This window comes from Paraflavisolibacter caeni (assembly GCF_025628885.1).
GTDB classification, from domain to species: Bacteria; Bacteroidota; Bacteroidia; order Chitinophagales; family Chitinophagaceae; genus Flavisolibacter; species Flavisolibacter caeni.
The window spans coordinates 80,221-105,991 of sequence record NZ_JAOTIF010000001.1 but is presented as its reverse complement, the minus strand read 5'-3'; the positions used below and the strand labels follow the sequence as shown (position 1 = coordinate 105,991).

The following is a 25,771-nucleotide window of genomic DNA, read 5'->3' as shown; positions in this document are numbered from 1 at the left end:
GTGGATCTTTGTAAACAATTTAAATGCATAAACTTGAAAATAAAAATTGCTTTTGTATTGATTAGTATTGTCCTTTTTTCCTGCGGAGCAGAAAATGGGGAGCAGGCTTCAAAAGTTGAACCGAAGCCCATAGTAGGAACCTGGAAGTTGCTTAAGGGCACATTAATAGAACATGGTGATACTACGGTTACGGACTACACCAAGGCTGTTTCCTTTATTAAAATCATCAATGATTCGCACTTTGCCTTTTTGCAACATGATCTGAATAAGGGTAAGGATTCTGCTGCTGTCTTCGTTGCCGGGGGAGGCCGTTATACTATTCAAGATAGCTCGTACACCGAGCATTTAGAGTATTGCAGCGCCAGGGAATGGGAAGGCAATGACTTTGCGTTTACAGTTTCCATCCACAATGATACACTTACCCAGTATGGAGTAGAAAAGGTAGAAAGTGCTGGAGTGAACAGGATCAACATAGAAAAGTATGTTAGGGTGAAAAATAATGAGCACTTAAAGTAAGTTAACCCTCTGGCCTGTTGCAGCGGATTTGTAGATAGCTTCCACGATGCGGATGTCGCGGAGGCCTTCTTCGCCGGGAACGAGCAGGGGTTTGTTTTGCATGATGGCCACTGCATCATCATCCATCTGTTTGGCTTGCTGCCAGGGGACTGAATAAGGAAAATGTATTTCACCTAACGGACTGCTGCCGCTAAGGCCTGCATAAGATTGATAGGGAGACATGTTGATGTCTCCTTTTTCGCATTTAATGTGGAGCTCGTTAATATTTTCTCCGAAACTGGTTTTGATATCAGCCATAACTCCGCCAGGAAATTCAAGTTTCGCTACCGTGGTTTCATCGAGACCATTCTTATAGATCTCCGGACGAGTGGTAGAGGTTTGGGCTGAAATAATTGCTATAGGCTCCATACCTGTTCCTAGTCTTGCGCCTTGAATGGAATAAACACCCATATCATACAGCACACCGCCACCCATCTCCTTCTTTTGTTTCCAATGATCAGTGCGGTTATCACGGTAACCGGCAGCGCAATTGAGGCTCTTTACTTTGCCTAAGAGTTTATTGTTTACAATCCGGCGCCACTCCTGGGTGTTGGGTTCGTGTTGCAGGCGGTAGCCGATGGCCAGCGTCTTTTTGTTCTTTTTACAGGCATCGATCATTTCCTGGCACTCTTTGGCTGTCATTGCCATTGGCTTTTCACACCATACGTGCTTACCAGCGTTTGCTGCCCTGATTGTATACTCGTGGTGCATGGAAGGAGGCAACACTACGTAGACTACATCTATATCAGGATTATTGGCGATCTGGTCGAAGTTCTGGTAGTTATATATGTTCTTGTCGGGGATGTTATATTTTGCCTTCCATGTTTCGGCCTTGGAAGGCGTTCCGGTTACAATGCCTGCCAGGTAACAGCGCTTTGTTTGTTGCAAGGCAGGTGCGAGCAAGTCGGTACTATAGTAACCGAGACCTACCAGAGCAACACCGAGACGATCTTTTTGCTTCCTTGTGGCAGAAAGCAAGGTGTGAGGAGATAAGATCAAGCCGGCACTGCCCAGAGCTATTGTTTTAATAAGATTTCTACGGGAAATGGATACCGTGTTTGAATTTTCTGAAGCAGGTAAGGGTATGAAGGCGGGGGCAATCTTTTTCATGGCATTCGTCTTGAGTAAGGAAAAGGGTTATAGCTTATGAAGATAAATTATTTTTTATTTGTGGCACCGTCATATAGAGTACACCATAAAATTATCTACAATGAAAGCAGAGATGCTGTTATCTTTAAGACTTTGGTATTGAACATTCATTGTTCAATAGATCTATTCATCCTAAACAACACGCAACTATTTCACTTATGAAAAAAGTTCTTTTTGGTTGTTTCTGTTTTTCTGCCGTTATGCAGCTTTGTGCACAAAGCAATGAAACTCTGGTGAGAAAGATTGCAGACCAGATCATCAATGAAACAAAACTTGGTTTTGAAGGTACTGAGAACAAACAGTTCTACGCTTCTTCGAAAGATATCCCGGAAAATACAAAGGTGAAATACGCATCGCCATATACAGGCTGGCATTATACACATGGCGTTCTGAATATGGCCATGATCAACCTGGGTAATTACCTGAATGAACCCAAGTATACCAATTATGCAGCACAACACGTTGCTTTTGGCTTTGACAATTACAAGGTATTCCAGCAACGTTTTAAAAATGATGTAAAGCATTATACCTATCCATATGGCGAGTTTTTTACTATGGATGAACTGGATGATTTTGGAGCTATGAGCGCAAGTATCATTGAAGTTTATAAAACAGTAAAGAAACCTGAATACAAGGAATACCTGGAAAAGGCCGCCAAGCACCTGACAGAAGAGCGCCTTCGCCTGGAGGATGGTACTTTTGTGCGGAAGTTTCCTTATCAAAATACATTATGGGCAGACGATTTGTATATGAGCGTACCCTTCCTGGCCCGTATGGGTAAACTAACTGGTCAGAACAAGTATTTTGATGATGCCATCAAACAAGTGATCAATTTCAATAAATACCTGTGGGATGCTGACCGGGAGATCTACTGGCACATCTGGTACAGTGATTTGAAAAGGAATGGTGTTGCTCATTGGGGCCGCTGCAATGGCTGGATCATGCTGGCACAAATTCACCTGCTGGACCAGCTGCCTCAAAACCATCCCAAAAGGAAAGAACTTATTCAGCTCCTGGAAAGACAAATCGTAGGTATTGCAAGATATCAAAATGCAGAGGGCTTGTGGCACCAAATACTGGACAAGAATGATTCGTATACGGAATCTTCCTGTACTGCCATGTTTGTTTATGGCATTGCCCATGCCGTGAACCAAGGTTGGATCGATAAGCGTTATGCCTCTATTGCAACAACAGGCTGGGAAGGATTGAAGAAGCATAAGATCAACGAATTGGGACAATTGAAAGACATTTGTGTAGGCACAGGTATACAGGATAATCTTGCTTTTTATTACAACCGGCCAGTTGGTTTGAATGAGAAGCATGGGACCGGACCGTTGCTGGATGCGGGTGTGGAGATATTGAAATTAGAAAAATCGGGAAAGTAAAGTACCCCCGGTCCGCCTAAGGCGGAGAGCATCAGCGCTCAAGGGCTCACAATTGTAGTTCATAATTTTATGCTCATTAGGATAATGATAGCTGCACATAATTTACATAAACACAAAAGTTTTCTATTTATTCTTTTCAGTGCCGTTGGTATTTCTGCAAATGGACAAACTGCAGACTCGTCAGGTAAAGATGTCTTGCAGGAAGTTGTGATCAAGGCGTATGAACAAGGCAGAAGATTACAAGAAGTGCCTGCTGCCGTCAATTATATAGGAAGGTCGACGCTGGAGCGTTTTAGTCCTACTTCCATTGTACAGGCAGTGAATACAACTCCAGGTGTACGAATGGAGGAACGCTCTCCGGGAAGTTACCGGTTCAATATCCGGGGCTCTTCGCTGCGGTCTCCTTTTGGTGTGCGCAATGTGAAGGTGTATTACAATGATATTCCCATCACAGATCCGGGAGGACATACTTACCTAAACCAATTGGGTTATTACAATTTCAACTCTATAGAGGTGATCAAGGGCCCGGCAAGTAGTTTATATGGTGCAGGAACCGGTGGTGCCTTGCTTATTGAAAGCCTTGGGCAAAGCGAACAGCCATCCATCCATACAGAGTATACTACAGGAAATTATGGCTTACACAATGTTTATGGCAGCATTACAACAGGATCAGGAGAAAATGCAGGAAAGGCCAGCTACCAGCACCAAGAAAGCAATGGCTACAGGGATCATTCGAGATTAAAGCGGGATGTAGCGAGTTGGAGTGGACACTACTGTTTTGGAGACGCCAAGGTTCTGAAGACTAGTTTTTTATACGGGAACCTGTATTATGAAACGCCTGGTGCATTAACCAAAGCTGAATATGATGCCAACCCAAAGTCTGCAAGACCGGGTAGTGCTGCTTTCCCGGGCGCCGAAGCGGCTAATGCATCCATCAGACAAAAAACATTTATTGCCGGCGCGTCTTATGAACAGCCTGTATATCAAAAGTTGAAAAATAAAACTGCATTATATGGCATGTTCACAGAACTGCGTAATCCAGCGATCCAAAACTATGGCCGGAATTCGGAGCCGCATGTTGGAGGAAGAACAAGCTTTATTTTCAGTCAGCCTTTACAGAAGGGCAACCTGAATATTGATGTCGGAAGCGAGCTCCAGCAAGGTTTTACCAGCGTGAGCATATTCAAGAATAACGGAGGAAGTGCAGATTCCTTAAGAACGAGTGACGAGATCAATAACCGCCAGTTACTGGTCTTTTCGCAGGTATCGCTCGATTACAATGCATGGACGTTCAATGCAGGAGGCAGCCTGAATTTCTTCAAAATTAAATTTCAAAGATTTTCACCAGCAACGGCAGGAAGACAGGACAGGACATTCAATAATCAATTCGCTCCCCGACTGGCCATCCTCAGGAAGTTCCATCACCTGAACATTTACACGAGCGTTGCCAAGGGTTTTTCACCGCCTACTACTTCAGAACTGTTACCTACCGGCGGGGCCGTGAACCTGGGCCTCAATGCCGAGGAAGGCGTGAATTATGATCTTGGGATCAAAGGCACTATTGGGAAAGCGGTTTACTTTGACGTCAATGCTTTCATCTTCTCGTTGGAAAACACCATTGTACAAAGACGTACTGCAGGCGGAGGAGATTATTATATCAATGCCGGTGCGACGAAACAACATGGCATTGAAACTTACATCAGCTATCCCCTGCTTCAATCCGGTGGTTTCATGGACAGAAGCCTGTTGTGGCTTAGTCATACATGGCACAACTTCCATTACAAAACCTTCAAGCAGTTGAACAATGATTATTCAGGCAACAGCCTTCCATCTGTAGCGCCGCATACCATCTCTACAGGTTTTGACTTCCTGGCGAAGAAAGGGTTACTGGGCACAGTAAGTTATTTTTACAGTGACCGGATCCCACTGAATGATGCTAACACTGCTTATGCCGATGCCTATCATTTGTTGATGTTGCAACTAGGTTATCAAAGGCTGATACAACAAAAGTTCATGATGAAGGTGGTTGCCGGTGTTGATAACCTGCTTGATCAAAAGTATAGTTTGGGTAATGACATCAATGGTTTTGGCGGCAGGTATTATAATGCTGCGGCCGGAAGGAATTATTTTGCATCGGTGGTGTTGGAGCTGAGGGGGAAGAAGAGATAGCTGGATATTGTAAAGTTCTATTTTCGATTAGCCGGGCCGTGATCGTAGCTTAAAATGCGGGCCATTTTCCAAGTGCCATCTTTTAACAGCCATACATGGGTGAACTTTGCCAAGCCATCAAGTCTTTCAGTTCCTTTTTCAATGATGTAAAAGACATGTTCACCAGAAATGACCGCACCATAGATGACACCGGAATTCTGGAGCGGGAAGACCTTAACACTGCCTTCAACAGCTTCGCGACGAAGCCTGAAGGTATTGGTACCACAAAGGTTCTTTTTCATATTTGAGATGATGCCATCCAATCCTATTGTCATGCCCCCTTTGTCATGATAGAACTCCACGTCATTTGTAAAGAATTGGGGAAAGCTTTCTGTGTCGCATTTATTGTATGCCGCCCAGAAGAGGCTGTCTTTGTGCAGGATGGTCGCAGTTAGTTCTTGCAGGTTTGTCTGGGCCCATAGCTGTGAGCAAAAACAGAAGAACATTAAAAATGCAAGGATAGCATTGATGGTTTGTTTCCTGATCATTTGTAACATATTAATGCGTTCTAATTTAATTTATTATTTCAGAACAGATAGCGTAAAACAAGCAAAACTGGCTAAAGAGGTAAATGTTCTAACAGAATGAAATAGTTGCCACTTGCTACGAATCGATTCCCAATCGGATGGAATCTCCGCAACAGTCCAATGTTTTATCTGATTGTCTATAGGAACCAAAATTAGTAATGTAATCAGCAGCGTAATAATGATTAGAACAAGAGCTGTAAGGTTCAAATAAAATCCTGTTGACTTTTTTTGAGGATAAAACAATAATGATAAAAACATAAACAAAATACACGAAGGCATCAAAATACGCATAGGTACAGCTACATTGGCTATAATTATTTTCCCGATGTGAATAAATTCTGCAGCCGAGAAATGTTCTATAGAACGGGTAAGCGTAAACCATGTTCCCCAAAAAACTCCTGATACAAGAAGGAGAAGGAATAGGCTAACAAATTGAATAAGCTTTGTTTTCACTTGATTGAAACTTTCTCATTCTTAAATTGAATATGAAGATACTAAGAATATCATCTGCTCACCAGCCGATGCCATAGTCTTCACCATAGTTGCTTGAGCCACCCCAAAAGCTGCCATGCTTCCAGTCGAAGTAAATGGCATTGATCGGCCCGCTGGTACGGTCGCCAAAGCTCAATGTGTAGCCCATTTTTTTCAGTTCATTGCGCACAGTTTCAGGCGTATTGTTATTTAATAAAAGCTGTCCAGGACGAGGTTTACGATCATCATTTTTCGTACCTCCAAGTGAAAGCCAGAGCTGGTTGGAGTTGATATTGGCTGCTTCAGTGGCTTGTTGCACATTCATTCCAAATTCAACAATGTTCAAAAAGAACTGGAGCAGGTTTTGATCTTGTGTATCACCTCCCTGAACTGCAAAAGATAAAAAGGGTTTACCGTCTTTCAGAGCCAGTGATGGTGTTAGTGTTACCCGAGGGCGTTTACCGGGCTGCACCACATTGAACGGGCTTAGCGTCGAATCCAACACAAAGCTTTGCATACGCTGACTCATACCCACACCTGTATTACCGGCTATACAAGCAGGCACCCAACCACCACTTGGCGTTATAGAAACGACCCAACCTTCCTTATCTGCAGCTTCCACGCTGGTGGTGCCCAACCACAACCGTTGCTGATACTCTATTAATGAAGAAGTGTTCCGGATATCATGCACCGGGGCAAAGTTGCGTTTGGTTGTATCCATTTCATAACCACGCTTTTTCAGTAACGCAGTGTAAGGATTGGCTTTCCCTTCAAATGGGTAGGGATCACCAGGACCTATACGCGGGTTGTTTTGATCAAATTGAATTATGGAAGCTCTCTGCTTCGCATATTCCTTACTGAGCAATCCTTTTATAGGTTCCTGAGGTTTGAAATACGGATCGCCATAATAAAAGTCCCTGTCGGCAAAAGCCAGATTCATTGCCTGGTAAATAGTATGGATGTACCGTGCGCTGTTGTAACCCATGCTTTTCAAGTCAAAGTTTTCCAATATGTTCAGGGCCTGTAGCATAGCTGGTCCCTGCGTCCACTGTTGTAGCTTATATACATCAATGCCCTTATACGCTACTTTGAGGGGTGCTTCTTCTAGGGGTTTCCAGCGGGCCAGATCTTCCATTGTGATCAGTCCTCCCTGCTCCTGGCAACCGCGGACAAACTCCCGGGCAATATCTCCTTTATAAAACCGGTCATAAGCTGCCATGATGGCTTCTTTACGGCTTTTTCCTGCTTTCATTGCCGCCCGTTCTGTCTCCACCATTTTTGTCAGGGTTTGTAGTAAATTCTTCTGCACAAAGATCTCACCTGCATCAGGAGCTTCCCGGTTTTCTCCCGGATGTGTCAGAAACACTTTTTTACTGTAGGGCCATTGCTTGATCTGATCCTTATTCCGTTCAATACTGTTAGCAGTTTGCGCTTCTATTGGATAACCTGCAGCCAATTGCAAAGCAGGCGCCAGTACCTGTTCCAGGCTCAGGGTGCCATAGTTAGCCAGCATGTAACATAGTCCCCCAGGAGTGCCGGGTGTAACAGCAGCCAATGGACCATATTCTGGAGGGAAATTGTACCCTTTATTCTTAAAGAATGCTACTGTCGCTCCTGTAGGAGCAATGCCAAGGGCATTAATGGCAATTACTTTCTTTGTTTTTGGGTTGTAGATCAGCGCCTGTGTTTCTCCACCCCAGCTCAACATATCCCACATGGTGCAAGTAGCGGCCAACATGGCACAAGCTGCATCAACGGCATTACCTCCTTTCTGAAAGATCATCGCGCCAGCTGTTGCTGCCAGTGGCTTTCCGGTTATAGCCATCCAGTTTTTCCCATGTAGTACTGGCTTTTGGGTTTGTTGTGCAGATGAGGTATGCATCAATGCCATGAGTATAAAGAGTGTCCAAAGGAACTTCATGCTTAGTCAATTAGTACTTAAAGTTAGGATGCCTGTTGTTGTTTTCATTAAACAGAAATAAGATTGCAGATTTGCTGTAGCTTTATTGAAGCTATGCGGATACTATTGGTCTTGGCTTTTGTTATTTGCACCATTTTTTGCAAGGCACAAAACTTAAAGCTGCCAGCCAAAAAAATAACGCCTTCATTAGAGCTGTTCCTAAAAAGAAGTATTAAGCCTGATAGTATAGACATTCTATTGTCTGTTCAAAATTTTACGGTACTTGGCCAATGGAAAAAAGATGTGCGCTTCATTTCCAGCTATAGCCCGGCGAATACTATTGTATGCAGAATCAATACCAGTAGATTGATGCAATTGATCAATGATACTTCCGTTGTATTTGCAGATTTGTTAAGAAAGCCCAAAGAGGAACTTGCAACTGCTGAGTTTGACTTATCCCTTAATCAATTCAATGTTGTTCATCGTCTTTTTCCTTTCAACGGCAGCAACATACATGCTTCATTGAAAGAGCAACGTTTTGATACTACTGATATTGATATTAAAGGACGTTATTTTAATTCAGGTATTGCAGCGCCCAGTCTGACAGGTCATGCATCCAGGATGGTTACCATGCTTGGAGGAGGGGGTAATTCCTCCCCTTTCAACAAAGGAGCCGCTCCGGGTGTTTTTGTCACATCATCTGATTTTGTCAACCTATTACCAGATGCAGATTCCATTTACCAACAATATCACATTAGTATTCAGAATCATTCCTACGGAACAGGTATCGAGAATTATTATGGAGCTGATGCAGCGGCTTTCGATGCCAGCATATATCACAACAACGCTCTCATGCATGTATTCTCAAGTGGTAATTCAGGAACAAGTACACCAACCGATGGAACTTATTCCGGCATCTTGCAATTTGCTAATATGACCGGCAGCTTTAAGATGGCAAAAAACATCATTACAGTTGGCGCTGTCGATTCATTCAACACCGTAATGGAGCTAAGCTCGAAAGGTCCTGCTTATGATGGACGTGTCAAACCAGATCTAGTGGCATTTGGTCAGGACGGGAGCTCAGGATCGGCAGCTTTGGTGTCAGGTGCTGCAACATTAGTACAGGATGCTTATTTGCAAACACATGGAACCTTACCTTCCGCGGCTTTATCCAAGGCTGTTTTATTAAATAGTGCAGACCATGACCCTGTAAAGGTGATCAATTATACAACAGGTTATGGAAACCTGAATGCTTATGAAGCTTTAGCCACTATAACAGCAAATCATTTCTTTGAGGATGAAGTAAAAAAAGGGCAGACAAAATCCTTCTCACTAGATATCCCGGCCAATATTGCACAATTTAAAATTACATTGGTATGGACAGATACACCTGCCATAGCCAATGCACCTAAAGCATTAGTCAACGACCTGGATGCAACACTTTCCTTTTCCAACACAAGAGAAATTTGGTTGCCATGGGTACTGAATTCTTCTGCCAACCTGGATTCTTTGCAACTACCACCCACAAGAAGAATTGATACACTTAATAATGTGGAACTCATTACTGTTGATCATCCCCAACCAGGCCATTATATTTTTGAAGTAAAAGGCAGCAATATAGTAACGGCAGACCAGAAATTTGCTGTCGCATATCAACTAGATACAATTAATCATTTTACATGGACCTACCCCTTATCTACAGATGTGCTGGAAGCAGGGAAGACTCACCTATTACGCTGGCAAAGCAATATACAGGATAGTGGTTATTTAGAATGTTCTTACAATAATGGCGCCTGGCAAAGAGTAGCCTCCAATATTTCTGTTCAAAATCATTATACAAAATGGACTGTACCAGATACATCCATTACTGCCCAACTAAGATTCACCATACCATCCCTAAATATGATTAGCGAGTCGGAAGTATTTACTATATCAAAGCTTACAGACATGCAAGTTGGCTTTAACTGTACAGACTCATTTATGTTACATTGGAACAATGTCCAAAATAACGGTTACCAGCTATACCAATTGGGAGATCAATACATGGAGCCTGTATCCACTATACAGGATACATTTATTGTATTACAAAAATCTTTGTCGCCAACTATATATTATGCAGTTGCGCCTAAAATAAATAATAGAACCGGGCTAAAAAGCTACACGATTGATTACCGGACCCAAGGTGTTGATTGTTATTTTCAAAGCTTTTATGTTTTACTGGAGCGCGAGAACACAGCAGATTTAGCTGTAGGTATAGGCAGTACTTATGGTGTGCAACTACTCTCCTTTCAAAAATATCAAAAGGATGGCTTTTCAAACATCTATACAGTAGCCGGGCTATCAGGCCCCACAAGCACCTATTTTACATTTGTGGATACCGTCTTAACAAAAGGAGTCAACAGCTATCGAGTAGCATTAACATTAACCAATGGCCATACCATTTATAGTTCAACAGAGTCTGTATTCTACTTTCCTGATAACCCTGTCATTGCTTTCCCCAATCCTGTAAGACAGAATCAATCATTAAGATTGATCGCCCAACAACCTGGCGTTTACTCTGTTGAAATTTATGATGTCATAGGTAAACTTATGTATAAAGGACAACTTAAAGATATCAACCAGGAGCTGCCAGCTGTATCCTTATCCAAAGGAGTTTACTTATTCAGGTTTTATTCAAAATCAGGGGAAGCGTTCACTAAAAAGATATTGGTCTATTAATCAATAAACTATTTAAAACACCTATAACAGATGGTTTACAAATTGATTTTATTAACAGTGCTACTATGTAGTTGTAAACTGAGATCAGTTCATCATACCTCTCAACCGGCCCAACTTGTTGGTAAATGGAAAATGACTCAATATTATGCTGATATTGGTGATGGAAAAGGAAACTGGCAGGAAGCGGATCAACAGAGAACAATTGAATTCAGAAAAGACGGCGTATTTATAGATTCTGAACATAAAAATGCAGGCAGGTATGTTTTATTAGACAGTACCAATATTAAAGTTGTACCTGAAGATACCACTAAAGCCTATAATGTGAAGATCATTGAATTGAATGATACCAGTTTAGTCCTTAGGCCTAATTGTATTGAAGGGTGCGGCGAAAAGTATATCAGAATAAAATGATTATATAGCGCTTCTAACTTTATCTGATGAAGAGCATGCTTCTAGCATACAGCATGCTCTTCATCAGATGGTAAAGCAGGAAGAGTCATTCTAATACAACCATCTTAAGGCAATTACGTCGTTTGCAGTAAACGGCCGATTAGTTCCATTACCTATACAAGCCAACATCCAGGATCCTGCTTCAGCTCCTGAAGGTGTTCCGGGAATCAGTTTTGCTCCAACAGAGCCTGCACCCTCATTAACCGCTGAACCGCCGCAACTGAATGAACGATTAAACCAGTCTGTATGGCGGAGACCAATACAATGACCTATCTCATGTGCAAGTATTGTAGTTTTTGTATTCGCTGCCCAACTATTTACAATAGAAGCATTTACCAAAATTTGGGTATATGGATTACCTGCATCAGAAGGGAAGCCGGCTGAAGCTAAATAAGGAGATCCTGCCGGAGCAGGATTAATTACAATATTACCTCCGGAAGTAACTCTTACAAATGTTAATAGGAAATTCGTAGTCGTTGTCTTTAGGGCATTGTACCTGGCTATAGCTGCATTTAATGCTGTTACATAAACCGAAGGCAATGAAGTTGATACACGTATAGTAATGGTCCTGGGTAAGCCCAATACCGTGTTACTGGTACGGTATTGTTCCTCACTACCCACTCTAAGTATTTCCATTTTAGGATTGCCGTTGAGGTGTTCATCTGTAAGCAAGATATCATCTTCCACAAGATAACCTCCCTCAACCTTCTGAACAGAGCTTATACCGAAGCCTAGTTTCTGGATCTTGCTTAAAACGTCCTGAGAGATTGCCTGTTGTGCCTCTGATTCTTTTATATCTTTTTTACAAGCAGTAAGCAGGAGCGCCATAATAAAGAATACTGCAAAGAGTAGTGTGTTTTTCATTGTGAAAGACTTTATGATTAAAAAATGAAATACCCAACAAGAGAAATGAATGACATCCGGTTTATACAGGATAAGCTTATATAGAGCCAACCAGATAATTAAACTCAAACTTTACAGCAAAGATTTTGATCAAAGGGGCAGGATCGTATATTTTAAAAAAGCTGATCTTATGCAAGAATATTTACATGCAAGTTATATACATTATATTTTAAAACCAAGCTCATTAACACTAATTGCACTAAAACAAATCAGAATGAAAAAGACCTTACAACAATGCGTAATACAACTATTACACCATCGTAAAACTACGCTATAATTTCAGTTAGAAGCCATAACAACTGGTTCAATTAATTACACTTAAAAAGCTACTTACTTAAGCACTATGAATTTTCCAGACTGCACCCACACCTTGTTTTTAGTAGTAAGTGTACAGCGATAATAATAAATGCCCTTTGTAAGAGTTATAGCATTTAACTCAGTACTGTACAAGCCTGCATTATGCTTAGCCTTCACTACTGTAGTGACCTCTCTTCCCAGCACGTCATAGACCTTGATGGAAACATCGCCATCGAAGGGCAACTCATACTGAATCTTCGTCAATGAATTGAATGGATTAGGTGCAACGGAAACCCAAAACCGCTTAGGACTTTCCTCCATCCATTGAAGCGCATCAGTGTTTTCAGTAATACTGTTCAAAGAAGGTGATGCATTACAACTACCCAACTGATCGCCATGCTTTAAATGAGCAGCCACGGCACTGTGGGAGATGCAAAGTGTCTTTCCCTTATGACACACCAGTACCTTGTCTCCTTTTTTGCCGCAGTTAATGTCTGTTACAGAGCCTTGGGTGTATTTGATAGTGACATAGTCTGTTTGAGAATCTATTCCAAAGTCATATCCTACAACATACACATTTTCATTTGCGCCTACAACAATAGAGACTCCTACATCAAAACTATTGCCCGGACCATTATACCGTTGTACCCATTTCTCATTGCCGTTGGTATCATATTTTATAGTTGCAATGTCAGAAAAGGATTCACTTCCATAACTTGTTCCTGTTACATAGACATTGCCAGAGGCATCCACAAACAAGGATGTTGCGATATCAGAATTATTCCCTGGGCCATTGTAGCTTCTTACCCATTTTTCATTACCATTGGTATCATATTTTATGGTGCCGTAGTCATCACCCGTTCCTCCACCATCAATTGTCCCTGTCACAAATACATTGTTTAAGGCGTCAACTGCCAGGGAATAGGCACTGCCTCCTTTATGTCTTCGGACCCACTTTTCTTTGCCATTGGTATCATATTTTACAGTAGCATAGTCATTTACTCCAGTACTGCCAAGGCTCCCTCCTGTGACATAAACATTGCCGGAACCATCCACTGCTATTGAACCGGGAAAATCAATATCATTTCCCGACCCGTTGTACATTTTTATCCATTTCTCATTTCCATTAGCATCATATTTTACAGTGGCATAATCATAATTAAAACCGGTAGCACTGCTAATGCTGGCACCAGTTACATATACATTACCAGAAGCATCCAGGGCAAGGGCAATAGCTATATCTGAATTATTCCCCGGGCCATTATATCTTCTTACCCATAGCTCGTTTCCATTGGTATCATACTTGACGGTTGCATAATCAGAATTGGTTTCCAGATCATCGCTGTAACCTGTTACATAGACATTCCCCTGAGCGTCTACGGCTAAGGATGCAGCGATATCGGAATGATTTCCAGGACCATCATACCATCTTACCCAAAGCTCATTGCCGGCAGCATCATACTTAATCGTTGCATAGTCCCAACTGCCTCCGCCACCAACGCTAAAGCCAGTTACATACACATTACCCTTTGCATCTACAGCGATAGAAGTTGCCTGATCAAACTCATTGCCTGGTCCATTGAACCTTCTTACCCAAAGTTCATTTCCGGCTGCATCGTATTTAATAGTAGTATAGTCACTCGCTGTTTCCTCACTAACCAGCCCTGTTACATATACGTTCCCGGAGGCATCGACTGCCAAATCATAGGTATAATCAAATTCATTTTCCAGGCTATTATATCTTCTTACCCATTGTTCAGTAACCTGTGTGAAACTTAGCATTGTGAGTAAACAATGAAAGAGAAGCAATAAGGCTTTCTTAAACAGTTGATTTTTTTCCATAATCTGGTTTTTATGTTACCATAAAACTTACTCCTTTAGCATCACTACGACCCTGGCATTCTTCTGTTCAGAAGACGAGATAAATACCTTGTATATTTTATCATTTGCGGTTACAATCATTAGTGAGGTATTGGGTGGAATGGAGCCCAGGTTGTCGGCGACCATGATCAACTCATGATAAGGCTGCGTCGCATCAACCTTGAGTTGAAAGGTGATTGGCTTTTGAGATAGCCTGGCTTTGGAAACAATTAGCTTGTTGTTGTGGTAAATGCTGACTGTGTCGCCATCTACTTCACCATTGTCGTAAAGGCTGATCGTCAGCTCACCTGGCTTTGCTTCTATTAGCCTGATCAAGGGGTTAGCCCGTGAACGTAATACCTGCGGTGCAGGAGTAGATATTGCCGTTTTTTGATTGGGTACAGTAAGAACATGTACCGGTGAGTCCTTACTACTTTTCAGGACAGGAGCGGGTTTTTCTGCAGTTTTAATAACAGGTTGTTTTACCTGTTCTTTTTTCATTTCAGGTTTTGGAATATCGGTTGGTTTCTTTACTACAGGTGTTGTAGACTGCTTTGGTTTGGCTTTTACTATGGGCTGCAGCGGAATACATTCCCGGACGCTAATATCGTCTAAAGCGAAATCGTTTCCGCAGCCCCCTATTGCATTGTCCTGCATGGTGAGCACTACTGAGGTTTCACCGGCTGGCATGGTAAAATAACTTACAGATTTCCTCCATTGGGGAGATGTGCGCTGCTCCAGTTCTCCAAGGCGAAACGAGGCAATATTCTTCCCGGAAGGTGTTGCCAACGAGAAAGAAATCACCGGAGACAGAGAGGAGCAACAGATATGTAAGCGGCAAACATTAATCAACCACAATGCCAGTTCGTAGGTTTTATTGCCTGTCAGTCCACTGATGGTACGATGAAAGAAAACACCGCCTCCCGGGTAGGCATTCACCAACAACATATTTCCATCCGTGTCACCTGGGGTATGGTCTTCCGTAAGTGTGAACCAGTCGCCCTCAAAGCAATTGGATGTATAGGAAGTAAAAGTATAATGGCCATCAGTTGGGCAACCGCCCCATATACGCCCGTAATTTGATAGCGGAAATGTGTTAAAATCCTGCACATTGTCGCCCCTGCCGAAATCAATGTGAGCAATAAGGTCCTGGGGTACGCAGCCGCCTTGTTGCGCCCGTGCTTTATGCAACAGGCCAGCTATCAGCAAGAGCGCCAGAAGAACGCTGCACAATAAAATTGATGGTTTCATATTGGCGTTTTACATACGGAGGGCTTTATTAAAGTTATTAAACTATTAGCACCTTTCTAGCCAGAAGATGACAGATGGCAGAGGACAGATGACGGGAGGTGAAGCAATGATGCGATTTTGATTTCAAATTGTACACTAAATATTCTAAATTTCCATTTCTACCTTAAACCAAAAAGACTTGCCATGTCCAATCGACGTCATTTTTTAAAACAAACCACGACCTTTTTAGGGGGCGCAACGCTTCTGTCGGCTCTTGACAATAAAGCTTTTGCACTTTTTCCTCAGCGTTTAGCGCCTAGCGACCAGGTGAACATTGCAGCCATTGGTATTGCAGGTATGGGTTGGGCCAATGTAAAATCGGCTTTGAAAGTACCGGGTGTAAACCTTGTAGCGCTATGTGACGTAGATAAAAATATATTGGATAAACGCATGGGCGAGTTGGCCAGTCTTAATGTAGATGCGGCTAAAGTGAAAACTTATTCCGATTACCGTCGTTTATTGGAGCAAAAAGATGTTGATGCCGTCATTATTGGCACCCCCGATCACTGGCATGCCCTGATCATGATCGATGCCTGCCAGGCGGGGAAAGACGTATACGTGGAAAAGCCAGTGGGCAATTCCATTGAAGAATGCAGGGCTATGGTTGCTGCACAAAAAAAGTACAACAAGGTGGTACAGGCGGGTCAATGGCAACGCAGCCAAAAGCATTTCAGGGATGCAGTTGACTTTGTGCATTCGGGACAATTGGGAAACATCCGCACTGTGAAAGTATGGTGTTACCAGGGATGGATGAAGCCCGGTCCCAAGGTTCCGGATTCTGCACCTCCGGCTGGCGTAGATTATGCCATGTGGCTGGGACCTGCAGAAAAGCGCCCCTTCAATTCCAGCCGCTTTCATTTCAATTTCCGCTGGTTCTGGGATTACGCAGGAGGTTTGATGACAGACTGGGGCGTACACCTGCTGGATTATGCCTTACTGGGCATGAAGGCTCCTATTCCCAAAACAGTAGCTGCCCTTGGAGGCATTTTTGCCTATCCGGAATTGGCACAGGAAACGCCTGATACGCTGACCGCGTTGTATGAATTTGACGGTTTTAACCTGGTGTGGGATCATGCCATGGGTATTGACAATGGCTCATATGGGCGCGACCATGGTATTGCTTACATTGGCAACAATGGTACGCTCGTCCTGAATCGTGGCGGCTGGGAAGTGATCGAAGAGAAACACAGTGGAAATAAAGTAAGTAAACCACTGCAACCATCAGTAGATAATGGTTTGGACAAACATTGGGAGAACTTTATTTCTGTAGTAAAGTCCCGTAAAATGAAAGAACTGAATTGTCCTATTGAGACAGGCGCCCATGTGGCTACCGTTGCGCAAATGGGTAATATCAGTTTCAGAAGCGGTCAACGAGTGGTTTGGGACAAAGCCAAGGGAAAGTTTACGGATAACAAACTGAATGAGCAATACTTAATGGCGGAATATCACAATGGGTATAAGTTGAAGACGGTTTGAGACGTTGTAAAAATTAAAATCGCCGCTCCTTTGACAGGGCAATAAAATGCAACCATCAGGCCACTCACTTCGCAAGTACCACTGTTCCCTTTTCCGAGCGGACGGGCTCTCCCGAAAACTGGTAGGTGCAGGTCCATAAAAAAACATTAGCATCCTGGCTTTTTCCATTGATCCTTCCATCCCATCCCTTACCAGGTTCGGAGGAAGTGAAAACCAGTTGTCCCCAGCGATTATAAACTGAAAACCTGTATTGTTTTGTATTGTCGTAGAGTACTGGCTTAAACGTTTCATTCCTGCCATCACCATTAGGAGTAAAAATGTTAGGAACATAAAACCTCTTTCCACATTCTTTTTGTCTTACCAATACTGTATCTCTTTGCTTACAATTATTATGATCAACCACTTCCAGCCAGTACATTCCGGGATCTCTTACCTCAATTAAAGGAGTCGAAGCAGAATTGCTCCATAAGTATTGTTTAAAACTTGCAAGAGCTGCCAGTTCCACTGAACCGCCGTTGCAAAAGGAGACATTAGCCGGTAAAAAACCACCAGATTTTGGATAAAAGGAAACCACTGCTGTATCGCTGGATGAAAAACCGCAAATGTCTTTCACCTGAACAATATAACGCCCGGGCGTAGTTGCTGTATGTATATTAGCTGTAGAGGCATCTTGCCATAAATAAGATGCATATCCCTGACCAGCTTTTAAAATAACTTCCGTTCCCGGACAAATCGTAACATCAGGCCCAAGGCTTACCGGGGGTGAAGGTTTAAGTACAGTCAAGGCTATTTTATTACTTATAGCTGAAGTTGAAGCCAAGCAAGCACCACTGGTAGTCAGCTCACAACTAATCGCATCCCCATCAACTATAGCCTGATCTATATACACAGAGGCATTTGAGCCTGTCTTCAAACCATTCTTTTTCCATTGGTAAGCAATACTATTACCCACATCTGTCGCTATTGCATTGAACGTAACCGGAGCTCCGGGAGCCCATTTTACGATGCGGTTATTGCCCATGTCAGGTATATAGAGATTGTCTGAAGCATCAACAAAAATGCGAACCGGATTTGCTAATTGATTCAGACCTGTGCCGCTACCATTTCCACCTGCGACAATAGAACCATTGCTTGATATGGAAACAGCCTGAGAGGCCCCAACAGCAGCACCATTTAGATTCCATGTTATAGATGAAACAGCACTATTCAGAGTAGCCTTTAATACAGCCCCCTGGCAAGTGTTACCTGATATAGCAACAGGAACATTGTTGCATTGACCGTATAAATTCTGGCAAATAACAAAGAAGAGAAATGCAGTAGTTAGTTTGGCAATAGCTTTCATAGCCTTTACGGAAAAAGCATAAAGCTAAGCTGAAAAAATTAAAAAATAATGGCTAGAATAAAGACTGGGGAAAGTCCGATCGCTACCAGTCCTTCAGCAGAATTGCCATTATCGTTTTGTCCGTTAATTCAGGACAAATAATAAATCAATAAATAAAAAAAGATAAAACTTACTAGTTGCTTCATGGGGTATCTATTCTTTAGTTTACGGAAATAAAATTCTCAACAGGAAATTGGATGCTGTTTTTCATAATTGGTAGCCTTCAACACAGCACCCTGGCAAGTATTGCCTGCAGTAACAGGAGTTTAGTTGCACCGGGTATAAAGATTCTCCTCTGTAACTAAGAATGATAAAGGATTCACTAGTTTGGTATAGTATTTATTACTTATGTCACAAATATAAAGTTATAAAATGTAAAATTAAATGTCAATCCAAATGCTCATTATTTGGAGAATATAAGGAGCAAGGATCGCTGTAAAAATTCCGTTCATTATAAGTCCTAAACTTGAGAAAGCTCCGAAGTTGGAACTGATCTGCATAGATTTGGATGTACCCACTGCATGCGCTGCCGTACCCATGGACAATCCCTGCGAAATGGGATTCTTCACCCGCGCCAGCTTCATGATCGCATAGCCGAATATGGAGCCAAAAATGCCCACCACAATTACCACGGAAGCTGTTAACGGAGGGATGCCGCCAACAGCCCTGGATACTTCCATTGCAATAGGTGTGGTGACAGACTTTGGCGCCAGAGACAAAATCACTTCTTTAGGAGCCCCCAATAGTTTGGCTATGAGCACCACACTGACTACACCAGCAATGCAACCTGCCAGTTGCGAAATGAGTATCTGGAATGTTTGCTTCCTGATCTTTTCCAACTGCTGATACAAGGGTACACCTAATGCTACCACAGCCGGCTTTAAGAAAAACTCAATCAGCTTACTGCCTTCATGATAGGATTCGTACTTGATGTTGAATACGGAAAGAAACAGAATGATTATGATAATGGATACTAAGATCGGATTCAGTATAATTATTTTGGTCTTTTGTTGCAGTTTCTGGGCCAGGTAATATACCAGGAATGTAAAAGCTATAACAAAAGTCTGGCTTTGAAAAAAAGAGATCATGGTGCTTGTTGTTTAATCATGGGTGGTGGCTGTTGAAACTTTGGATGCACCTTTTTTTCTCAGTACCTGATGCACCCAACCAGTTACCATTAGAATGATCACAGTACTGCCTAGCGCCGATATAACAATTGGCCAAAAGGATGCCTGTATCACTTTTAAATACAGCATAATAGCGACCCCTGAAGGCACAAAAAAGAAAGCCAGGTTTTTAGTAAGTAAGTCTGCTATTTCTTTTACAGATTGCACCTTTATCCATCCTGCTCTGAGGGAAACAGTCAGCAAAATCATTCCGATTATGCTTGCAGGAAGTTTAATGCCAGTGAGCGATACGATTAACTCACCTATTGTCAGGCAGCCCAAAATGATTGCACATTGCTTGATCATATTCAATGAGATTTTCTTAATAATCTTTTTAAAAAGAAGTCTTCATGAGCAGAGGCAATACGTTGAATTTAAAGCAGATTGTTGCTGAGGAAAAATAATCTACGGAAACAAAATTAAGCTTTAGTGTGTTTAACTATTGCCAATTGCCTATACCCATCCATAAATATCTCTGACTAAAAAGAGGTAAATTAGTAGATTCGCCGCACTTCATGAAAAACTGAAAGGTTCCGTCTCTTCTAAACAGCTATTCAAATTACGCTTATTACTGCAAAACCTTTCTGTATGGAAACGTTATCAACAACATTCACTGCCACCACATTGGAAAAGAACCTTGTGCAAACCGCCCGTGATTTAGGACCATTGATCAGTCAAAATATCAGCGAAGAAGAAAACAACCGCAGACTTTCCAAGCCTGTGCTTGATGAATTGAGAAAAGCAGGGTTCCTGAGGTTGTTCCTTCCAAAGTCTTTAGGAGGTCTTGAAGCAGACCCCATAAGTACGGCCAGGGTCATTGAAGAAGTAGCCCGTCATAACACGGCTGCAGGCTGGTCAATGATGGTAGCCAATTCAACAACATGGTGGGGCGGCCGTTTGCCTGAAAGAGGGATTGATGAAATCTTCAGGAATGGACCTGATACCTTCATTGCAGCAGCCTTTCATCCCCCAATGAATGCCAGTCCGGTTGATGGAGGTTTTAAGATCAATGGAAAAAATCCGCTCTTCAGTAATGTTCATGAAGCTCAATGGATCTTTGTAACAGCCTTTGTGATGGAAAATGGGCAAATGAAAATGGTGAATGGGCATCCTGAAGTCATTGGGGCGTTTATGAAGCGGGAGGACTGTGAGATTCTTGATACTTGGTATACATTGGGCATGAGAGCCACAGATAGTAACGATGTGGCAGCAAATGATGTATTTGTCCCGAATCACCTTTTTTTCCCACTCGTGCCGGAATTTCAGCCTAACTCCTATTACAAAAGCCTGCTCTACCAGTTCCCTGCAATTGGAGCCAGTGTAGCCTGCCTGTTAGCGCCGGTGGCCTTAGCCGTTGCACGTAATGCCATCAATGAACTAAAACAAATAGCAGAGAAGAAGACACAACTAGGATCGACCGTAACCATCAGGGAAAGAGGAGTTGTGCAGCGGAAATTGGGCATGGCAGAAGCTCTTGTTCAATCGAGCCGTGCATATTTATATCAAAAGATTGCAGAATGCTGGAATCAAACACTTGCAGGAGAAAAATCATCACTTGAAGAAAAGGCAGGGTTGTTACTAGCAGCAACTCATACCAATCAAAGCTGTGAACAAGCAGTGGACATGATGTATTCGGCTGCAGGCAGCGCAGCTTTTTATGCCAGGAATAAAATAGAACATTATTTCGCAGATGCGCAGGTAATCAGGCAGCATGGCTTTATGAATGACAACCGTTATGAAACAGTGGCGCAGGTATATTTGGGTCTGAATCCAGACCTACCTGTGATCGCGTTTTAAAGTAAAATATATCATGAAAACCCTTAACTTGTAGTATAGATCATGTTAGAAAGCAGGTCCAGCCTTTAACAGTCATCAGTATGCTACAAGTGTTATCATACCAAATAGCCGATAGTATAGACATCAAATTGTTCAAGGCCTACTTTAAAGCAGAATTACATTACAGCGACGCCGATGAATTATTCTACAAATTAGACCAGGATCATTTCATTTACGTGTTCAAGTATGGCGTGGTTTGTTTTTTAAATTATGATCCTGTAAAGGTCTCAGAGTTCCTGAAGGTGATTTCGCCTTATTGCAAAAACCCATCTGGACAAACGTTAAGTGAAGAATTCCAGATTGAAACCGGCACTAAAGAAAACAGGATAGGGTACAATAAGATCGAGATCACTTCTGCAGATACCGATGTATTGCGCCTGATTATGCTGAACGTTTCCCAATCAGTGGCCCTCGACTATTACTCTGAGCAAGCCAATATGTTATTGGAAGAAACCAATAACCACACCATGCACCTGGAACGGAAAGGAACACTGGCTATCCCGGGAAGAAACCTGAAAAAGTATATTGGCAAAACGCTCAATCTTAAAAATCGCATTGCAGAAAACCTGTACATCTTTGATGCGCCACCAGAAGTTTGGGAAGATGAAAACCTCAACAAAATTGATACTGATCTCAAAAAGACATTCGACTTGCAGGAACGCTTCAGGAACATCCAGGAAAGCTTAAGTATCGTAAAAGAAAACCTCGAGTTGTTCAAAGATATTCTTCAGTACAGGAACAGCACCCGCCTGGAATGGGTGATCATCATCCTCATATCTATAGAAGTTATTCATTTCATCATTGCTACCTTATTTTGAGGGCTTCATCTACCAACCGTTTCAACTCCGTATAACGTTCGTGCCTGCCCGTGTTCTTTACATACATTGTAAAGAGGAAACCGCAATACTTCTTTTCATTATCTACCCATGGGAAACTTCCGAATAAGCCAGGGCTGGTAACACTATTACTTCTTTTAGCATTGGTATCATCATTCATCACCCACTCTCCAAAGCCATAACCCCAGTTACCGGCTTCAGCCGGTGCATATTTCACCACCACATCTTTTGCTACACGGTCCCGCTGCATTTCAATGACACTTTCTTTACTTAAAACCTGTCTTCCATTAAATTTTCCCTCATTAAGGATCATCACCAGGAAATTCATGTAATCAGACGGCGTGCTCCAGGCGCCTCCGGCGGCCAAGGGAACTTTCTTATGACCATAATCCGTATTCTTCATTTGTAGTGGTGCAGCAATCCGTGAAGCAAATAAAGTTTCAAAATCCTTACCGCCAATTTTTTCAATTACTGCGGCAGCCATTTGTAGTCCCACATTACTGTAATGAAAAGTCTTTCCCGGTGCTCCTTCCATAGGCAGCTGTGCTATTTGTTCCATTGCTTCATCCATGCTGTTCACATCTTTCATGGCCTGCAGGCTTTCCTTCAATGTACCTGACGCTATCCCTGTAAGATGAGAAAGACACTGCCAGATCCTGATGTTGCCTTTGCCATACTTTGTAAATACGGGCAGGTATCTTCCTACGGAATCTTCGAGGTTTAATTTTCCTTCATCTACAAACGTCATTACGAGGGCGGCACTGTACCATTTGCTGCAACTGGCCACCATTTGCCTGGTACCAGGATCAAAATCCTGTAACACTTCATCAGCTTCTTTATTTGTCCTATTGGCAATAAATCTTCCAGCTATTTTTTGCCTCCGGCTTAAATTATTTTCTGATTTACTGTACACAATTTTGCCATCTTTATAGACCATTAGAACGGCTCGGCCGCCAATCTCTGACAGGTTATATTGCAACCAATGATCTACTTTACTGAAATCGTATTGTGCATTACTATTTTGAAAAAACGAGAGTAGAAAAATAATTAAAAAGAGTTTTTTGCAGCAAGAAGCGATTAGTGATGGCATTAGCAATAGAATTTATGGTCGGACTGTAAAATAAGGACAAAGTTTAAAGCTTTTTAAAGAACACCCTCTCATTTCCCATAAACAAAAAGCCATTAACTATATCCTTCTTTTTCGTAAAGTGTACATCAAAATACAGGTCTGGCTGGACAAAGAACACATTATTGCCAGCTGCTTTTAAAGAGATCAATTCTTTGCCTGGCTTGGCCACCAGTCCGCCATTATCTATTAATATGGTTACAGTATCTTTTCCGGCTCCTGCATATCTGCCTGTGTATTGTTTTAATTGTGTTGCATCAACAGGTACCTCCTTATAAGTGAACTTTGTATGTGACAGCATCCATTGGTACAGGCTGTCGTTGTTATAGGTAGTGTCCCAACTATTGTGATTAGCATTGGGATAAAGCGTAAATTTTACTGATGAATTGTATCGTCTTGCAGCGGCCACCATATGTTCACTCTGTGCCGGTAATACGACATCATCCTTAGCGCCATGAAAACACCAGATGGGCACATAGCGGAGTTTCCATGCTTCGGTAGTATCACCACCTCCACATACAGGAGCAATTGCGGCAAATTCTTCCGGGTGTTTCATGGCAAATGCCCAAGTTCCAAAACCTCCCATGCTCAATCCTGTTAGGTAAATTCTTTTATCATCCACCCGGTTTGTTTCCTTGATGTACAGTAACAATTTGTAAAGATTTTCCGGCTCCCATCCAAAAGGCAATTGGGCTTGTGGAGAAACAACAATGAAGGGAAACTTTTTTCCTTGCTCTATTAGTTTGGGAAGACCATGAACTTTTACCTTTTGCAGATCGGTCCCGCTCTCTCCACTTCCATGGAGAAAAATTATTAAAGGCCACCGCTTTGTGGTGTCCTGATCATAACCATCTGGAAGCGACAACAGGTAATCGGTTTCCTGGATAAACTTTTGAGCCATTTGTTGCGCTTGTGTAGATAAGCAATTGAAGTAAATGATAAAGGTTACAGAAATAAGGCGAAGTATTCTTGCTATTTCCATGCCATTGATTTTGTACTGGAAAGATAATCAATAGCGTCATGAAATGTAAATCAGCCTTTCCACCTGGCATTTTATCTAACCGCTTGCATATAAAACCAATATCATCAGCGGATTATTCGTAAATTAATGATACTGTATCATTCCTTCACTTAAACCATGCGATATGCATTGCCTAACTACAAAAAGACTTTCATTGTTTTTTTTGATGGTCATTTACTCGTTAACAGTATGGTCACAACAAATTACCATGCCCCGCATGCCTAGTCCTGCTGCTATGGTTTCGCAAACCATCGGTATCTCTACTGTTACGGTCAATTACTCAAGACCTTCAGTTCGCGGGCGGGAAATCTGGGGCAGCCTGGTTCCATATGGATGGAACAAGCAAGGCTTCGGCAGTAACAATGAGGCACCCTGGCGTGCCGGCGCCAATGAAAACACCACCATTACATTTACACATGATGCTGAAGTGGAAGGACACAAAATACCAGCAGGCACTTATGGATTGTTCTACGCGATCAATAAGGACAATACCGGTGAAGTGATTCTATCCAAAGACAGCAAATCATGGGGGAGCTTTTGGTACAACCCTGAAAGGGATGCCATGAGAGCTAATATCCAGTTGCGCACCATACCTATGACAGAGCGACTTACTTATGAGTTTGATAGCATCACAAAGAATACTGCTGAATTATTGCTGAACTGGGAAAAGAAACAATTCCCCGTAAAAATTCAATTTGCAGTAGATGAAATCGTAATTGCAAATGCTGAAGAAGAATTAAAGGGTCCACTTGGATTCACCTGGCAAGGCTACGCCAGTGCCGCTAATTACGCAATCCAAAACAAGGTTTATGCAGACAAAGCACTTGCCTGGATTGACCAGGCAATAGCACAGAACCGCAATTTTACTACACTCAGCATTAAAGCAAGGTTACTTAAAGAAGCTGGAAAAACAGCAGAGGCTGATCAATTAATGAAGGAAGGTGTAGCCATTGCCACTGAAAATGAGCTGAACACTTATGGTTACCAGCTATTGGCCAGTGGCGAGATCGATAAGGCCATAGAAATGTTTAAACTCAATACCCAGCGCCATCCTCAAAGCGCCAATACCTGGGACAGCCTGGGAGAGGGCTATGCTACAAAAGGTGATAAAAAGAATGCGATCGCTAATTTTAAAAAATCTTTGAGCATGAACCCTCCGCCTAATGTAAGGGCTAATTCGGAAAAGTTTTTAAAACAATTAGGAGCTATGTAAATA

General features: G+C 42.3%; 21 protein-coding genes. 9 read left to right on the top strand and 12 right to left on the bottom strand.

The features are described 5' to 3' along the window. Positions 1–33: 33 nt before the first annotated feature. Positions 34–516: a lipocalin-like domain-containing protein gene (locus OCK74_RS00430; RefSeq protein WP_279295000.1), complete on the top strand. Its 483-nt coding sequence runs from the start codon at positions 34–36 to the stop codon at positions 514–516. Here OCK74_RS00430 and OCK74_RS00425 read toward each other — a convergent pair. Then, positions 508–1,665, bottom strand: coding sequence for a Gfo/Idh/MocA family protein (locus OCK74_RS00425; protein ID WP_279294999.1), 1,158 nt, complete (start codon positions 1,663–1,665; stop codon positions 508–510). The genes OCK74_RS00430 and OCK74_RS00425 overlap by 9 nt on opposite strands. Positions 1,666–1,862: 197 nt before the next feature. Here OCK74_RS00425 and OCK74_RS00420 point away from each other — a divergent pair, with 197 nt between their 5' ends. After that, on the top strand, positions 1,863–3,089 hold the full coding sequence (locus OCK74_RS00420; protein WP_279294998.1) for a glycoside hydrolase family 88/105 protein: 1,227 nt from the start codon (positions 1,863–1,865) through the stop codon (positions 3,087–3,089). 69 nt (positions 3,090–3,158) lie between these two features. Continuing rightward, positions 3,159–5,258, top strand: coding sequence for a TonB-dependent receptor (locus OCK74_RS00415; RefSeq protein WP_279294997.1), 2,100 nt, complete (start codon positions 3,159–3,161; stop codon positions 5,256–5,258). A gap of 17 nt (positions 5,259–5,275) precedes the next feature. Here OCK74_RS00415 and OCK74_RS00410 read toward each other — a convergent pair whose 3' ends face one another. From OCK74_RS00410 to OCK74_RS00400, 3 genes are read right to left on the bottom strand one after another with little or no spacing between them, the layout of a single operon-like run. Next, the gene (locus OCK74_RS00410) at positions 5,276–5,785 is read right to left on the bottom strand and encodes a nuclear transport factor 2 family protein (RefSeq protein ID WP_279294996.1); all 510 of its coding nucleotides are present in this window, start codon (positions 5,783–5,785) and stop codon (positions 5,276–5,278) included. Between the two features lie 33 nt (positions 5,786–5,818). Continuing rightward, positions 5,819–6,277 (bottom strand): anthrone oxygenase family protein, encoded by a 459-nt coding sequence (locus tag OCK74_RS00405; protein WP_279294995.1) that lies wholly within the window; start codon positions 6,275–6,277, stop codon positions 5,819–5,821. Between the two features lie 58 nt (positions 6,278–6,335). After that, complete coding sequence (locus tag OCK74_RS00400; protein WP_279294994.1) at positions 6,336–8,216, bottom strand: gamma-glutamyltransferase family protein; 1,881 nt, start codon at positions 8,214–8,216, stop codon at positions 6,336–6,338. 93 nt (positions 8,217–8,309) lie between these two features. Here OCK74_RS00400 and OCK74_RS00395 point away from each other — a divergent pair, with 93 nt between their 5' ends. Next, positions 8,310–10,913: a S8 family peptidase gene (locus OCK74_RS00395; RefSeq protein WP_279294993.1), complete on the top strand. Its 2,604-nt coding sequence runs from the start codon at positions 8,310–8,312 to the stop codon at positions 10,911–10,913. Positions 10,914–10,943: 30 nt separating this feature from the next. Further along, the gene (locus tag OCK74_RS00390) at positions 10,944–11,324 is read left to right on the top strand and encodes a lipocalin-like domain-containing protein (protein ID WP_279294992.1); all 381 of its coding nucleotides are present in this window, start codon (positions 10,944–10,946) and stop codon (positions 11,322–11,324) included. Positions 11,325–11,414: 90 nt separating this feature from the next. On the opposite strand, the gene OCK74_RS00385 is transcribed toward OCK74_RS00390, so the two are convergent. The 3 genes from OCK74_RS00385 to OCK74_RS00375 form a co-directional block, all read right to left on the bottom strand. Continuing rightward, positions 11,415–12,227: a M57 family metalloprotease gene (locus OCK74_RS00385; protein WP_279294991.1), complete on the bottom strand. Its 813-nt coding sequence runs from the start codon at positions 12,225–12,227 to the stop codon at positions 11,415–11,417. Between the two features lie 369 nt (positions 12,228–12,596). Then, positions 12,597–14,405, bottom strand: a complete 1,809-nt coding sequence (locus OCK74_RS00380; protein ID WP_279294990.1) for an SBBP repeat-containing protein — start codon at positions 14,403–14,405, stop codon at positions 12,597–12,599. A 27-nt stretch (positions 14,406–14,432) separates the two neighbouring features. Next, positions 14,433–15,674 (bottom strand): hypothetical protein, encoded by a 1,242-nt coding sequence (locus OCK74_RS00375; protein ID WP_279294989.1) that lies wholly within the window; start codon positions 15,672–15,674, stop codon positions 14,433–14,435. Positions 15,675–15,857: 183 nt separating this feature from the next. On the opposite strand from OCK74_RS00375, the gene OCK74_RS00370 reads away from it, so the two are divergent. Further along, positions 15,858–17,189, top strand: a complete 1,332-nt coding sequence (locus OCK74_RS00370) for a Gfo/Idh/MocA family protein (protein WP_279294988.1) — start codon at positions 15,858–15,860, stop codon at positions 17,187–17,189. 64 nt (positions 17,190–17,253) lie between these two features. On the opposite strand, the gene OCK74_RS27905 is transcribed toward OCK74_RS00370, so the two are convergent. From OCK74_RS27905 to OCK74_RS00355, 3 genes are all read right to left on the bottom strand, one after another. Further along, positions 17,254–17,607 (bottom strand): T9SS type B sorting domain-containing protein, encoded by a 354-nt coding sequence (locus OCK74_RS27905; protein ID WP_423803127.1) that lies wholly within the window; start codon positions 17,605–17,607, stop codon positions 17,254–17,256. 1,343 nt (positions 17,608–18,950) lie between these two features. Further along, positions 18,951–19,658, bottom strand: a complete 708-nt coding sequence (locus OCK74_RS00360; RefSeq protein WP_279294986.1) for an LrgB family protein — start codon at positions 19,656–19,658, stop codon at positions 18,951–18,953. Positions 19,659–19,670: 12 nt separating this feature from the next. Continuing rightward, entirely contained in the window at positions 19,671–20,042 is a 372-nt protein-coding gene (locus tag OCK74_RS00355) for a CidA/LrgA family protein (RefSeq protein ID WP_279294985.1), read from the bottom strand. A gap of 282 nt (positions 20,043–20,324) precedes the next feature. On the opposite strand from OCK74_RS00355, the gene OCK74_RS00350 reads away from it, so the two are divergent. Together OCK74_RS00350 and OCK74_RS00345 are read left to right on the top strand one after the other, a co-directional pair. Then, on the top strand, positions 20,325–21,533 hold the full coding sequence (locus tag OCK74_RS00350) for an acyl-CoA dehydrogenase family protein (RefSeq protein WP_279294984.1): 1,209 nt from the start codon (positions 20,325–20,327) through the stop codon (positions 21,531–21,533). An 80-nt stretch (positions 21,534–21,613) separates the two neighbouring features. Beyond that, positions 21,614–22,390 (top strand): RMD1 family protein, encoded by a 777-nt coding sequence (locus OCK74_RS00345; RefSeq protein WP_279294983.1) that lies wholly within the window; start codon positions 21,614–21,616, stop codon positions 22,388–22,390. On the opposite strand, the gene OCK74_RS00340 is transcribed toward OCK74_RS00345, so the two are convergent. Together OCK74_RS00340 and OCK74_RS00335 are read right to left on the bottom strand one after the other, a co-directional pair. Continuing rightward, positions 22,377–23,498 carry a serine hydrolase domain-containing protein gene (locus OCK74_RS00340; protein WP_279294982.1) on the bottom strand — a complete coding sequence of 374 codons (1,122 nt, stop codon included), beginning with the start codon at positions 23,496–23,498 and terminating at the stop codon, positions 22,377–22,379. The two genes, OCK74_RS00345 and OCK74_RS00340, sit on opposite strands and share 14 nt — an antisense overlap. A 43-nt stretch (positions 23,499–23,541) precedes the next feature. Continuing rightward, on the bottom strand, positions 23,542–24,516 hold the full coding sequence (locus OCK74_RS00335; protein WP_279294981.1) for a prolyl oligopeptidase family serine peptidase: 975 nt from the start codon (positions 24,514–24,516) through the stop codon (positions 23,542–23,544). A gap of 256 nt (positions 24,517–24,772) precedes the next feature. Between OCK74_RS00335 and OCK74_RS00330 the strand changes: the two genes are divergently transcribed. Next, positions 24,773–25,768, top strand: a complete 996-nt coding sequence (locus tag OCK74_RS00330; protein ID WP_279294980.1) for a DUF2911 domain-containing protein — start codon at positions 24,773–24,775, stop codon at positions 25,766–25,768. Positions 25,769–25,771 lie beyond the last annotated feature (3 nt).